Here is a 12,859-nt window from a genome sequence, read left to right as displayed (position 1 = left end):
GTCAGTCTCGGATCAAGTAGTTGCTTTCAGCCTTCCAGCGCTTGTGGTAGGCCTCGTAGTCGGCCAGCACTTCCGCCATTTCCGGCTTGCCGGCGGCCTTCTGGGCGTTGGCCGTCTTGTGCATCCAGTCATAGCCGGCATCGGACAGCTGCTTGATGAAGGCTGGGTCCAGAGTGATGATTTCATTGCGACCGCTGCGGTACTTCTCCATGGCCTTCATGTCCGCATCGTAGAAATAATCCAGGCTCTGTTCCGTGGTCAGCTGCGCAGCGGCTTCGATCAGCGGCTTCAGATCTGCGGGCACCTTGTCCCAGGTGTCCTGCTTCAGGAAGACTTCCCACATGAAGGTCGGCTGATGCACGCCGGGCACCACGATGTATTTGGCCGCCTGGTGGAAGCCTTCCGGCATGTTGGCCGACGGTGGCGCCCATTCGACGGCGTCCACGCCCTTGCGCTGCAACAATGTATAGGTCTCGCCTGCCGGCACGACAGTCGGAACCGCGCCGAAATAATCACGCATCACTTCGGCCCAGGCGCCCGACGTGCGGTACTTCATGCCCTTCAGATCTTCCGCGCTGCGGATCGGCTTGTTCGAATGCGCCAGGATCTCGGTCGAGCCGATGCCGACGATCATGGTCTTCAGGCCTTGTTCGGCCCGCAGCTTTTCAAGCTTTTCCTTACCACCGCCCTGATACAGCCAGGCCTTGTAGGCATCAGGCCCCATGCCGCCCGGAAAACCGGCGAAGATGGCGTTCACGGGATTCTGGTTCACCAGGTAGCTGGACGTGGAGTGCCCTGCCTCGACCACGCCGTCCTGCACCGAATCGAAGACCTTCAGCGCCGGCACGATGACGCCCGCCCCAAAAGGCTGGATCTCCACGCGCCCGGACGTGATCGTCTTCACGTTGGTGGCGAAGCGTTCGAGAAAATTCTGGTAGAACGGCGAGCCTTCAGGCACCGACGTGGGCACACGCCACATCACGTCGGCAGCGGACGCTGCGCCCACTGCGCACGCCGACAGGGCCGCAACGGCCAGACTGCGAAAAATGGTCTTCATGTTTCCCCCGGATAGTAGTAGGTGTCAGCATTTTCGCTGAGCAATCAGTCTAATATCCATTAAATATATTTACAACATATTAAGGGTAAACACCGAAAGGCGGGGCCGTGAGGGGATCGCATCCGGATATGCTAGGCTTGCCAGTCTTTCCCATCACCCAAGGAGACCGCCATGCCCACCATGCATATTGAATTATTCGAAGGCCGCACGGCGGAAAAGAAACGCGAACTGGTGCAGGCCCTGACGGAACGCACCTGCGAAGTGCTGGGCTGCCAACCAGGGGCCGTGGACATCATCCTGACCGAGATCCGCAAAGACCACTGGGCAACCGGCGGCGTCCTGTGGTCCGAAAAGTCGTAACGGCTGTCAGGCCTACTGCTGCTGACCGACCAAGCGCTCGACCTTCTTGCGCAGTTCCGGGTCCTTGCGCACCGCGTGGCTGATGCCGTTGTATTCGGCCACGCTCATGCCGCCCGCCTCGACACGATCCACCATTTGCTGATCCGCTTCGACCCGGACTGCCTGTTTGGCGTTATTGTCCTGCGCGGCTTCAAGGCGGGGCTGATATTCCGCCACCACACCGCTGACCGCGCGCACCGCGCTGGCGTAGCGCTGCAATTGTTCATCTGTCGGCTGTTCAATGGCCTCGTAGGCGGCGCCTGCACCCGCCGCGCGCGCCACCGAGATCGGCCCGGCCAGGCCCAAGGCAATCACGGAAGCGGCCATGAACGCTTTCATCATCTGATTCATTTCGGACTCCTGATGCTCGTGAACGATGTTTCCATGATGGCGACGCCCCCTACCCGTTTCAAGTTTCCCGATGCGCTGTCCTGTAACGGCATACCACGGACGCCACTGGCTGAATGCGCGCGCCGACGACTACACTGAACGGATGGATCGCCCTGCACACGCGTCTGGCGGCTGCCTGAGGCGGTCGGCAACCGGAATCCGGCGATGTTTCCCGGCCCGCCACTGGATGGAGAATACACAAATGGATACGGATTTCTGGCTGCAGCGCTGGAAACTTGGCCAAACCGGCTTCCACCAGGACCGCGTGATGCCTCTGCTACAAAAACATTGGCCGGCCCTGGGGCTGACCCGCGACAGCCGGGTGTTGGTGCCCCTGGCCGGCAAATCCCTGGATGTCGCCTGGCTGGCGGCGCAAGGTCATCGCGTCCTGGCTGTCGAAATCTCGCCCCTGGCGGTTCAGCAGTTTTTCGCCGAACACCAACTGACGCCCGTGGCGCGCAACACACCACAGGGCCTGCTGTATCAGACAGAGGGCATCGACTTCCTGTGCGGCGATATTTTCCAACTGGACGCCGCGACGCTCGCCAGCTGCCAGGCCTGTTACGACCGGGCTGCCCTGATCGCCCTGCCCCCCGCGCTGCGCGCACGCTATGTCGCGCATGTCTACGGACAACTGCCGGCGGGCTGCCGCGCCCTGCTGCTGACGCTGGACTATCCTCAAACCGAAATGGATGGCCCGCCCTTTTCGGTGCCGGAAACAGAAGTCCACACCCATTACGGCGCCCGCTGGCAGATCGACGCCCTGGAAACCCGCGATATCCTGGCGCACGAACCCAAATTCGCGGAACGCGGCATTACCCGCATGAACACTACGGCCTACCGCCTGACCGCTCACGACACCGAAGCCGGCTAGGCAACTTGCCACATCAGGCGGCCAGGCGAATAATGGGTAGCAAAAGACACACTGGCTCGTGGGGGATCGTTCAGGAATCCTCATGAAAACATCTCGCCGCACTTTCTTGATCACCAGCGCCGGACTGGTATCCAGTCTCGCGCTGTCCCGCCAAGCCCTGGCGGCTGAGCACGTCGATGAAAACAGCCCCATGGCCAAACAGCTGGGGTACAAACACGACGCCGCCCAAGTCGATAAAGCATCCCAACCCAAATTCAAACCCGGCGAGCATTGCGCCAACTGCCAGCTCTACCAGGGCAAAGCAGGCGATGCCTGGGGTCCCTGTCCGATCTTCAGCGGCCAGGACGTGTCTGAAAAAGGTTGGTGCAGCGCCTATACCCCCAAGGCCTGAACACCGGCTGGCCGCCAGCGCCCTCCTGTCAGCCAAGCTGATAGCATGGAGCCTTTCCATCGCATCGGCTTTTCACCATGACGCTTTTGATCACGGGCGGCGCAGGCTATATCGGCTCACATACCGTTCTGGAATTGCTCAGCACCGGCCACGACGTGCTGGTGCTGGACAATCTCAGCAATAGTTCTCGCGAATCTCTAGCGCGGGTCGCTGCCCTGACGGGTCGCACGCCCGGCTTCGTACAAGGCGATGTGCGCGACCGGACGCTGCTGGATCGGCTGTTCACCCAACACGACATCAGCGGCGTGGTGCACTTCGCCGGCTTGAAGGCCGTTGGCGAAAGTGTGCGTGAACCGCTACGGTATTACGACAACAACGTCACCGGCACCCTGACGCTGTGCCAGGCCATGATGGCCGCCGACGTACACCGCCTGGTCTTCAGTTCATCGGCCACCGTGTATGGCGACCCGGCCAGCACGCCGATCTCTGAAGCCTGCCCGACCGGCCAACCCACCAATCCCTATGGGCGATCCAAATTGATGGTCGAACAGATCCTGCAGGATCTGGCCGCCGCCGACCCGCGCTGGTCCATCGCCCTGCTGCGCTACTTCAACCCGGCAGGGGCTCATGCCAGCGGCCGCATCGGCGAAGACCCTCGCGGCACTCCCAACAATCTGCTGCCCTACATCAGCCAAGTCGCCGTCGGGCGCCTGGCACAGGTCTCGGTCTTCGGCGGCGACTATCCGACGCCGGACGGCACCGGCATCCGTGACTACATCCACGTGGTCGATCTGGCATTGGGGCACCTGGCGGCGCTGGACTATCTGCAGCGACATCCGGGCCTTCAGGCCTGGAATCTGGGAACGGGCACCGGGTATTCCGTGTTGGACATGATCCATGCCTTTGAGGCAGCCTGCGGCCATGCCATTGCCTACACCATCGCCCCGCGTCGCGCCGGCGATATCGCCGCCTGCTGGGCAGACCCCGGCAAAGCCGCCCGCGATCTGGGCTGGCGAGCACAACGGGGGCTGGCGCAGATGATGGCCGATACCTGGCGCTGGCAATCCGGCAATCCGGACGGCTACCCAGGCGACTGATCGCCCGCATCCAAAAAACTAGATGGATATTTCCAGCCTACTGCCCAGATCAAAAACACAGGGTTTCCCCTAATATCCCAGGAATCATCCTTGGATATAACTCGGGCGAATCCCCCATGAAAAACCTTAAGATCCGCACACGGCTGGCTGCTGCGTTTGGCTTCCTGTTGCTCCTGGCCCTGGTGCTGGCCTCCATCGGCATCTGGAGCGCCCAAAATTCTCAGGACATTACCCGAGAAATCGTAGAACGCCAGAAAATCAACCAGCTGATGACGGAATGGGCCCGCGCCGTCGAAGTCCGGGCCAACCAAGTCATCGGCTACGCGCTGGTGTCCGATCCGGATGTGATCAAACACCTGAAGACCGGCATTGATGCGGCCACGGACAGCATCACCCAGTACGACATCCAGGTTCGCGCCCTGCTGACATCCCCCGAGTCTCTGCGCACCTACGACGTCATCCTGGACTGGCGCAAGCAGTACCTCGCCGCGATGAACGCTGCGTTCAAGGCGCTGGATTCGCACCAATCCATCGTCGCGACCGAGATCGTGCGCGACCAGTTGCCTGCGCTGGGCAAATCCTATGTCGACAGCATCGATGAACTGCGCGCCTTTCACCAGGCCGGCATCAACACGGCCCAGGCCCGACTGGCCGACAACGCCCAGACCAGCGAAACAATACTGCTGATCGCCACCCTGTTGGCCTTCATTTTAGGGCCGCTGTTCGCCTGGCGCGTCATGCGAGCCATCACCCACCCGCTGACAGAAGCCGTCTCGATCGCGGAAAGCATCGCCCAGAACGATCTCAGCCGACGCGTCGACAACACACGCGGCGATGAAATCGGCCTGCTGCTGCAGTCGCTGGGACGCATGAGCCATAATCTGCGCAGCACGGTCGGTGAAGTCCGCACGGGCGCCGACTCGATCGCTTCGGCGGCCAGCCAGATTTCCGCCGGCAACCTGGACCTGTCCTCGCGCACCGAACAGCAGGCCAGCTCCCTGGCCGAAACCGCCGCCACGATGGAACAGATCACCGCCACCGTGCGCCAGAACGCCGACAATGCCCAACAAGCCAACTCCCTGGCGGCGGCTGCCGCCAAGACCGCTACCGACGGCGGCACGCTGGTGTCGCAACTGGTCGGCACCATGAGCGAGATCAACGGCAAGTCCCAGCAAGTCGCCGACATCATCGGCGTGATCGATTCCATCGCCTTCCAGACCAACATCCTGGCCCTGAACGCTGCGGTGGAAGCCGCCCGCGCAGGCGAACAGGGCCGCGGCTTCGCCGTGGTCGCCGCCGAAGTCCGCGCCCTGGCCCAGCGTTCCGCCAGCGCCGCCAAGGAAATCAAGGATCTGATCGATACCTCGGTTGCGGCCACCGCCAAGGGCAACGAGCAGGCCGCCAGCGCCGGTAACACCATGCAGGAAATCGTCGACAGCATCAACCGCGTCACCGACATCATGGGCGAGATCAGCGCCGCCAGCCGCGAACAGACCACCGGCATCGAGGAAATCAATTCCGCCATCACGCAGATGGACGACGTCACGCGCCAGAACGCCAGCCTGGTCGAGGAATCGGCCTCTGCCGCCAACAGCCTGCAAGAACAGGCCGACACCCTGGCTCAACTGGTCTCCACCTTCAAGCTGGGCGCAGGGGCAGACACGCCCACCAACACGCGCGCTGCCGCTCCCCGCCTGCCCTCGGCGCCCGAAAAGACGGTCAGCCCGGCGCCTCGGCGCCCCGCCCCAAAAACCGAAGCCGCCCCGCCGGCGCGCCGCCCGGCGCCGGCCCTGAGAGCGCCCGGCAAACCGGCGCCGGCCACCACCGATACGGCTGAATGGGCTGAGTTCTGATCTGTCGGCGGCCTGCACCACAGGCCGCCGATCACCTGTCCAGAAAGAAAAGCCCCCCGACACGGCCCCTGTTGGACCGTTTGGATCCGGACACTCTTCGTACAATCGAGAGAAAAATTGTCCGGTCCGCATCGGGAAGGTTGCCCGCGCGGTTCCGAAAGCCCTTATATACCTCGAGGACCTCATGCGTAACCTCAACATCGGCACCCGGCTGGCGCTGGGCTTCGGCCTTATCATCATTTTGCTGCTGCTCATGTCCAGCATCGGCGCCTGGCGCATGGTCGCCACCGACCAGGACAGCAACGCGCTGATTCAACGCCAAACCATCAATGCGCAAGTCCTGCGCTGGGCGCGTCAGGTCGAGGTCAACGCCAACCAGGCGCTGGCCGCCGCCAACCTGACCAATCCGGACGTCCTGAAGATCTTCAAAGAAGGCATGGATGCCTCGGACGCGCACTCCGACACACTGCGCGCTGACATCCAGGAACGGCTGGTCAGCCCGGAAGCCATCGCTCAGTTCAAGAAAGCCCTGGCCGTCCGCGATCTCTACCACAATGGTCGCCAACAGGCCTTCCAGGATCTGGACAACGGCGACTACGCCAAAGCCGACACCTTCTTCAACCAGGACATGCCAAAAATCACGGCGGAATACATCGCCGAGATCGACAAGCTGTCCCAACTCCAAAACAGCCGTGTCGAGCAGACGTTTGCCGACAGCAGCGCCGCCAACCAGTTGGGCCTGACGCTGCTGGGTATCGCCACACTGCTGGCGCTGATCCTGGGGCCGCTGTTCGCCTGGCGCGTCACGCGATCCATCACCCACCCTCTGCGCCACGCGGTAGATCTCGCCGAGGCCGTCGCCCGACGCGATCTCAGCCACGCCATCCACGCCGATGGCAAGGACGAAATCGGGATGCTGCTGCGCGCCCTGGACGCGATGGAAACCAGCCTGCGCGGCGCCGTCAGCGAAGTGCGCAGCGGCGCGAATTCCATCGCTTCGGCGGCCAGCCAGATTTCCGCCGGCAACCTGGACCTGTCCTCGCGCACCGAACAGCAGGCCAGTTCCCTGGCCGAAACCGCCGCCACGATGGAACAGATCACCGCCACCGTGCGCCAGAACGCCGACAACACGCAGCAGGCCAACACGCTGGCCGCCGCTGCCGCCAAAACGGCCACCGATGGCGGATCCCTGGTGTCGCAAGTGGTCGACACCATGGGCGAGATCAACAATAAATCCCAGCAGGTCGCCGACATCATCGGCGTGATCGAGTCCATCGCCTTCCAGACCAATATCCTGGCCCTGAATGCCGCGGTGGAAGCCGCCCGCGCAGGTGAACAGGGCCGCGGCTTTGCCGTGGTCGCCGCCGAAGTCCGCGCCCTGGCCCAGCGTTCCGCCAGCGCCGCCAAGGAAATCAAAGACCTGATCGATACCTCGGTCGCCGCTGCCGCCAAGGGCAACGAGCAGGCCGCGCATGCCGGCAACACCATGCAGGAAATCGTCGACAGCATCAACCGCGTCACCGACATCATGGGCGAGATCAACGCGGCCAACCGCGAACAGACCACCGGCATCGAGGAAATCAATTCCGCCATCACGCAGATGGACGACGTCACGCGCCAGAACGCCAGCCTGGTCGAAGAATCCGCCGCCGCCGCCAACAGCCTGCAATCCCAGGCCAACACCCTGGCGCAGTTGGTGTCCACCTTCAACCTGGGCGCTCAAGATCAAAGCGCCGACCCACAGGCCCACGCCAGCCGGTCGACCGGCGCCTCTGCCGGCGCTCAGCAGCACAGCGGCGGCACCACGCAGCAACGCAGCCAGGCCGCACGCCTGCCGTCGGCCCCTGAAAAAGTCGTCAGCCCGGCGCCCCAACGGCCCCGGCGCGAGACCAAGGCCGAACAGCCGGACACGGCCGCCACCAGCCGTCCGGCCCTGCGCGCACCGGGCAAGCCGGCGCCCGCCACGGCAGATACCGAAGAATGGGCTGAATTCTAAAACGCCCGCCTGGCATCACCCCCAAAGCCCCGTTCCCCGGAACGGGGCTTTTCAATACAATTCACGCATGATCCGCAAGCGGCCCGCGTAATGCCGCCTGTAACCCCCAGGAGACAAACCCCGTGCGTACTGGCATCCTGGCGGCCACCCTGGCCGCTGTTCTGTTCACCCTACCGTTGTCCAGCCAAGCCCAAGTCAAGATCGGCGTCGTCACATCCGCCTCCGGCCCCACGGCGCTGGTGGGCATCCCGCAAAAAAATACGGTCCCCCTGTTGCCCGCCAAGGCTGGCGACCTGAGCATCACCTACATCAGCCTGGATGACGCCAGCGATCCCACGCAAACCGTCACTGCATTCAAAAAACTGATCTCCGAAGACCAGGTGGACGCCATCATCGGCCCCACCGGATCCCCCAACGCCATGAGCGTGCTGCAATTTGCGGCGGAATCCGGCACGCCGATGCTGGCACCGGTGGGGGCGGCATCCATCGTGCTGCCCATGACGGATCAGAAAAAATGGGCCTTCAAGACCACGCAGAATACGGACATCATCGCCCAGGCGCTGGTGCGCGACATGGTCTCGCGCGGCATCCGCACGGTGGGCTTCATCGGCTTTTCAGACGCCTATGGGGATGATTGGTATCAGGTGTTCAGCAAGCTGGCCCAGGAAAACGGCCTGCAACTGACCGTGACCGAGCGCTATCAGCGCACCGATAGCTCCGTCACCGGGCAGGCGCTGAAACTGCTGGCCGCCAAACCGGATGCCATCCTGGTTGCCGGCACAGGCGGAGCCGCCGCGCTGCCCCAGACCACGCTGGTTCAGCAGGGCTACAAAGGCCAGTTCTACCAGACGCACGGCGCGGCGCTGCCCGCCTTTCTGAAGCTGGGCGGCAAAGCTGCCGAAGGCACGATTCTGGCGGCCAGCCTGATGTTGGTGCTGCCGGAAATCGCCGACAGCAACCCATCAAAACCCATTACCCAGGACTACATCCAGCGCTACCAGGCCCGTTATAACGAACGCCCCGCGACCTTCGGCGCCAACGTATACGATGCGGGTCTATTGCTGCAGCACGCCATCCCCATCGCCGCCAAAACTGCGCAGCCCGGCACCGCCGCCTTCCGGCAGGCGCTACGCGATGCCTTGGAACAGACACGCGAATTGGTCGCCACCCAGGGGGTCTACAACATGAGCCCAGCCGACCACAGCGGTTTTGACGAGCGTGGCCGCGAACTGATCACCGTGAAAAACGGTGCCTGGACACTGCTGCGCTAACGCACCCGGAGCGGCTTGCAAGCCGCTCCGATGGGTCAGACCTGGGGGTCAGCCCGCAGACGCAGGCGCAAGCCCGGACTCATTCAGCTTCTTCTTCAGGGCGTCCAGCGGCAGGGCGCCATTGACCCGGCTGCCATCGGCAAAGAACAGGGCCGGCGTCCCCTGGACGTTCAGCTTACGGCCCAGGGCCAGATTTTCCTCGATGGGCGTCGGGCAATCCGCCGTCGCCGGCTGTTCGCCGTTCAGCATCCAGGCCTTCCAGGCCTTGGCCGGATCGGGCGCGCACCAGATATCCCGTGACCGGGTCGTCGAATCGGGCGACAGAATCGGGAACAGAAACGTGTAGACCGTCACGTTGTCCACGTCTTCCAGGCTGCGATGCAACTGCTTGCAATACCCGCAGTTGGGGTCCTCGAAAACGGCGACCTGGCGCTCGCCCGTGCCCTTGACCTGACGGATCGCCCGATCCAGCGGCAAGCTGGAAAATGCGACTTGTCGCAGGGTTTCCAGCCGCTCGGCCGTCAGATCGCGACGCGCCTTGGCGTCGACCAGAGACCCCTGCAGCACATAATCCACCTGCGCATCGGTATAGATCAGGTCCAGGCCGACCTGCACCTCGAAGAGGCCGTGCATGGGTGTCACGCGGATTGCATCGACCCGGATGCCGGGAAAGCGCTGCTCAAAGGCCTGGGTGATTGCCTGGGCCTGCTCGGGCGGGAGCGCCGTGGCGGTGATCACGGCATCGGCGGGCGACGAAGCGCCCCCGGTGGCTGTCACCACGCCATTCGCAGATGCAGCAGGATGATCAGGCTGCGTGCTCAGCACCCGAGCCGCCGGCTGCGCCTGCACCGCCAGGCTGGCGCATAGCAGGATGCTGGCCAGACTTAAAGAATATTTCATGAGAACCTCTGGGAACATCATCGAATCGGCCTGGATCATACCGGCATTCATCAATGCTTGAGTGTAAATAATCGTGTTGAGCGGCATCCGAGGCAGGGCCAGTCGCCAGACCCGGCACCTGCCATCTGCCGCCCGCCGGGGTTCAATCCCCCGCCGCGGCGCGGATCAGGCGGCGCTTCAGAAAAGGCACCTGATCTGCAATCTGCATCCCCTGATTCCTGGCCCAGACCAAAGGGGCGCATTGGGCGCCAAACAGGCGGTGCAGGCCGTGCGTCACCGCTCCCATCGCCCAGACGGGTTCCGCTCGTCGGCGTCGGTAACGGGCCAGCAGCTGCGGATCGCCGATGGCGCGATGCGGCTCGCGCTCGCTCAGCACCTGGATCAGCGTCTGCACGTCGCCCAGCCCCAGATTCAGGCCTTGTCCCGCCAAGGGATGCACGCGATGCGCGGCATCGCCCACCAGCGCCACGCCAGGCGCCACCATCGCCGTCCTTTCCAATGTCAAAGGGAATCCCTGGGGGCGCGTGCGCAAACGCAGCCGGCCCAGACGCCCCCCCGTGATGGCCTGCGCGTGCGTGGCCAGATAGGCCTGCTGCGCCTCGGCATCCAAGGCCATCCAGCGGCGGGCGGGGCTTTCGGGCATGGACCAGACCAGAGAGGCCTGCGGCCCGTCCGCCGTATCCGGCATCGGCAGCAACGCGAATACGCTGTCTCCGGTGAACCACTGGCAGGCCCGATTCTGGTGCGGCAGTTCGATATCCAGATGCGCGACCACCCCCATATCGCCATACGGGGTGTACTCGTGATGGATGCGGGCCGCCTGACGCACCGGCGACCGCGCGCCGTCAGCGCCGATCAGCAGACCAGGATGCCAGTGCCGACCCTGAGCCGTCGTCACCCGGACGCCCTGGCTGCCGGCATCCAGCCCCGTGAATTGGTCTTCGTGCCAGACCACCCCCATCACCTGCACGGCCTGCTGCAGCGCGCGCTCGATCTCGCCGGATTCCACAATCCAGGCCAGGGTGTCGCGGGCGTCCTGCCAGGCGGACAGATCCAGGGAGCCTTGGGCATCGCCGTGAATTTCCATGGTCTCGACCGGCGTGATGCGCCGGTCATCGATCAGGCGCCAGGCGCCCAGCTTGTCCAGCAAGGCCCGGCTGGCCTCGGAAATCGCATAAACCCGCGGATGATAATCATCGGCACCCCGCACCGGCGGCGTCTGACGCGGCCCCAGCAATTCGACCGACAAGCCAGCCCGCGACAGCCCCAGCGCGCACGCCAGACCAGCAATGCCAGTACCGCACACAAGAACGGACGTTTGCTTCATGGTGGATTCCTTGTCAGCGGGCGCTGGGCGCGCCGGCCTGAGCCGGCCACAACAGCCACATCTGGCCCGCCTGCTTCATGCGACCGGCAGATGCGCCCGCCTGATCGCCCGTCCCCCAATAAAAGTCGGCGCGCGCCGCCCCGCGAATGGCTGCGCCCGTATCCTGGGCGAACACCAGGCGCTGCAGCAACCCGGCGCCGCCAGGCTGACGGGTATCCAGCCAGACCGGTGTGCCCAGCGGTACGAAATCCGTATCGACGGCAATCGCCCGTTGCGCCATCAAGGGCACACCATAGGCGCCCCGAGGGCCAAGCTCGGGATCATCAATGGCTTCCTCGCGGAAAAACACCATGGCCGGATTCACGTTGAGCATCTGTTGCACCCGACCGGGGTGATCGATGGCCCACTGTTTGATGTTCTGCATCGAGGTCTTGGCCAGCGGCATTTCGCCCTGCCGCGCCAGCCACTGTCCGATAGAAACGTAGGGACGCCCGTTATGATCCGCATACGCCAGTCGCATCATGGACCCATCGGGCAATACCCCCCGCCCGGATCCCTGGATCTGCAGGAAAAAGGCCTCGACAGGATCATTGGCCCAGACAATCACCGGCGGCTGGCGCGCCGGGTCGGCCATGATCTGCGCCCGCGTGTCGTACGGCACGACGCGCCGCCCATCCAGTTTGCCCCGCACCCGCTTGCCGGCCAGTTCCGGATAGACCGCCCCCAGATCCACGATCAGCAGATCGGCAGGCGCGGCATAGAGCGGCCATTGATAGACATTCGTGCGGCTGCGCGAAACGCGGATCAGCGGTTCATAATAGCCGGTGGCGGTCCCGCTGGCGGGCTGCCCGGATGCCTGATCCAGCCGCCAGGGCCGCAAGTGCATCTGCAGAAAGTCACGCACCGCCGCACCCGAAGCCTGCGGCCCCAGCCCTGCCTGGACGGCAGCCTGACAGACCGGTTGCCAGGCGCGAGGCGCCGCACGCGCGGGCGTCGCCAGCGACCCGGACACAGGGCGCATCAAACCCCGGCAGTTATTGAGCACGCCCTTCCAGGCATGCGCCAGATCGTCGCCCGCCCACCCCGGCACCTGCTGCCAGGACACCTGTGTATAGCGTCCTTTCAGCGTCCGGGCCGGGGTTTCGGGCAAGGCGGACAACGCCGGCACGACCAGCGGTTGGATCACGGCAGGCTCGCCGCCTGCCAGCTCGCCCGTTGCGCTTTCTTCCAGAGGAACCGAAGAACAAGCGCTTAAAAGGGCCAGCACGGCCGCAGACCACAGAAGCTTTTTCATGCCAAAACCA

At 64.0% G+C, this 12,859-nt stretch carries 12 protein-coding genes; 7 read left to right on the top strand and 5 right to left on the bottom strand.

Translation table 11 applies throughout. From position 1 onward, the window contains the following. Window position 1: 1 nt before the first annotated feature. Window positions 2-1,057 carry a TRAP transporter substrate-binding protein DctP gene (dctP, locus tag WBF69_RS11885; protein ID WP_424264357.1) on the bottom strand — a complete coding sequence of 352 codons (1,056 nt, stop codon included), beginning with the start codon at window positions 1,055-1,057 and terminating at the stop codon, window positions 2-4. A gap of 171 nt (window positions 1,058-1,228) precedes the next feature. Here dctP and WBF69_RS11880 point away from each other — a divergent pair, with 171 nt between their 5' ends. Further along, on the top strand, window positions 1,229-1,417 hold the full coding sequence (locus tag WBF69_RS11880) for a 4-oxalocrotonate tautomerase (RefSeq protein WP_424264356.1): 189 nt from the start codon (window positions 1,229-1,231) through the stop codon (window positions 1,415-1,417). 12 nt (window positions 1,418-1,429) lie between these two features. On the opposite strand, the gene WBF69_RS11875 is transcribed toward WBF69_RS11880, so the two are convergent. Beyond that, entirely contained in the window at window positions 1,430-1,807 is a 378-nt protein-coding gene (locus tag WBF69_RS11875) for a DUF4168 domain-containing protein (protein WP_424264355.1), read from the bottom strand. Between the two features lie 241 nt (window positions 1,808-2,048). On the opposite strand from WBF69_RS11875, the gene WBF69_RS11870 reads away from it, so the two are divergent. The 6 genes from WBF69_RS11870 to WBF69_RS11845 all read left to right on the top strand — a co-directional run bounded on the left by WBF69_RS11870 (window position 2,049) and on the right by WBF69_RS11845 (window position 9,328). Next, window positions 2,049-2,720, top strand: a complete 672-nt coding sequence (locus tag WBF69_RS11870) for a thiopurine S-methyltransferase (protein WP_424264354.1) — start codon at window positions 2,049-2,051, stop codon at window positions 2,718-2,720. A gap of 82 nt (window positions 2,721-2,802) precedes the next feature. Next, window positions 2,803-3,111 carry a high-potential iron-sulfur protein gene (locus WBF69_RS11865; RefSeq protein ID WP_424264353.1) on the top strand — a complete coding sequence of 103 codons (309 nt, stop codon included), beginning with the start codon at window positions 2,803-2,805 and terminating at the stop codon, window positions 3,109-3,111. A gap of 77 nt (window positions 3,112-3,188) precedes the next feature. Then, the gene (gene galE, locus WBF69_RS11860; RefSeq protein ID WP_424264352.1) at window positions 3,189-4,208 is read left to right on the top strand and encodes a UDP-glucose 4-epimerase GalE; all 1,020 of its coding nucleotides are present in this window, start codon (window positions 3,189-3,191) and stop codon (window positions 4,206-4,208) included. Between the two features lie 116 nt (window positions 4,209-4,324). Next, window positions 4,325-6,061: a methyl-accepting chemotaxis protein gene (locus WBF69_RS11855; RefSeq protein ID WP_424264351.1), complete on the top strand. Its 1,737-nt coding sequence runs from the start codon at window positions 4,325-4,327 to the stop codon at window positions 6,059-6,061. A 184-nt stretch (window positions 6,062-6,245) separates the two neighbouring features. After that, the gene (locus tag WBF69_RS11850; RefSeq protein WP_424264350.1) at window positions 6,246-8,057 is read left to right on the top strand and encodes a methyl-accepting chemotaxis protein; all 1,812 of its coding nucleotides are present in this window, start codon (window positions 6,246-6,248) and stop codon (window positions 8,055-8,057) included. A 122-nt stretch (window positions 8,058-8,179) separates the two neighbouring features. After that, the gene (locus WBF69_RS11845) at window positions 8,180-9,328 is read left to right on the top strand and encodes an ABC transporter substrate-binding protein (protein ID WP_424264349.1); all 1,149 of its coding nucleotides are present in this window, start codon (window positions 8,180-8,182) and stop codon (window positions 9,326-9,328) included. A 48-nt stretch (window positions 9,329-9,376) separates the two neighbouring features. Here the strand turns inward: WBF69_RS11845 and WBF69_RS11840 are convergent, their stop codons facing one another. From WBF69_RS11840 to WBF69_RS11830, 3 genes are all read right to left on the bottom strand, one after another. Continuing rightward, window positions 9,377-10,228, bottom strand: coding sequence for a DsbC family protein (locus WBF69_RS11840; protein WP_424264348.1), 852 nt, complete (start codon window positions 10,226-10,228; stop codon window positions 9,377-9,379). Between the two features lie 142 nt (window positions 10,229-10,370). After that, entirely contained in the window at window positions 10,371-11,555 is a 1,185-nt protein-coding gene (locus WBF69_RS11835) for an FAD-dependent monooxygenase (protein WP_424264347.1), read from the bottom strand. 13 nt (window positions 11,556-11,568) lie between these two features. After that, window positions 11,569-12,849: a murein transglycosylase A gene (locus tag WBF69_RS11830; protein ID WP_424264346.1), complete on the bottom strand. Its 1,281-nt coding sequence runs from the start codon at window positions 12,847-12,849 to the stop codon at window positions 11,569-11,571. Between the last annotated feature and the right edge of the window lie 10 nt (window positions 12,850-12,859).

It is taken from the genome of Castellaniella sp. (genome assembly GCF_049673105.1).
Taxonomy (GTDB): domain Bacteria; phylum Pseudomonadota; class Gammaproteobacteria; order Burkholderiales; family Burkholderiaceae_B; genus Castellaniella.
This window is presented reverse-complemented; position numbering and strand designations above follow the sequence as displayed.

Excerpts from the sequence above, each read along its gene's own strand:
- WBF69_RS11830 (WP_424264346.1), bottom strand. The coding sequence starts at position 12,849 with ATGAAAAAGCTTCTGTGGTCTGCGGCCGTGCTGGCCCTTTTAAGCGCT.
- WBF69_RS11870 (WP_424264354.1), top strand. The coding sequence starts at position 2,049 with ATGGATACGGATTTCTGGCTGCAGCGCTGGAAACTTGGCCAAACCGGC.
- WBF69_RS11840 (WP_424264348.1), bottom strand. The coding sequence starts at position 10,228 with ATGAAATATTCTTTAAGTCTGGCCAGCATCCTGCTATGCGCCAGCCTG.
- galE (WP_424264352.1), top strand. The coding sequence starts at position 3,189 with ATGACGCTTTTGATCACGGGCGGCGCAGGCTATATCGGCTCACATACC.
- WBF69_RS11835 (WP_424264347.1), bottom strand. The coding sequence starts at position 11,555 with ATGAAGCAAACGTCCGTTCTTGTGTGCGGTACTGGCATTGCTGGTCTG.
- dctP (WP_424264357.1), bottom strand. The coding sequence starts at position 1,057 with ATGAAGACCATTTTTCGCAGTCTGGCCGTTGCGGCCCTGTCGGCGTGC.
- WBF69_RS11855 (WP_424264351.1), top strand. The coding sequence starts at position 4,325 with ATGAAAAACCTTAAGATCCGCACACGGCTGGCTGCTGCGTTTGGCTTC.
- WBF69_RS11880 (WP_424264356.1), top strand. The coding sequence starts at position 1,229 with ATGCCCACCATGCATATTGAATTATTCGAAGGCCGCACGGCGGAAAAG.
- WBF69_RS11865 (WP_424264353.1), top strand. The coding sequence starts at position 2,803 with ATGAAAACATCTCGCCGCACTTTCTTGATCACCAGCGCCGGACTGGTA.
- WBF69_RS11875 (WP_424264355.1), bottom strand. The coding sequence starts at position 1,807 with ATGAATCAGATGATGAAAGCGTTCATGGCCGCTTCCGTGATTGCCTTG.
- WBF69_RS11850 (WP_424264350.1), top strand. The coding sequence starts at position 6,246 with ATGCGTAACCTCAACATCGGCACCCGGCTGGCGCTGGGCTTCGGCCTT.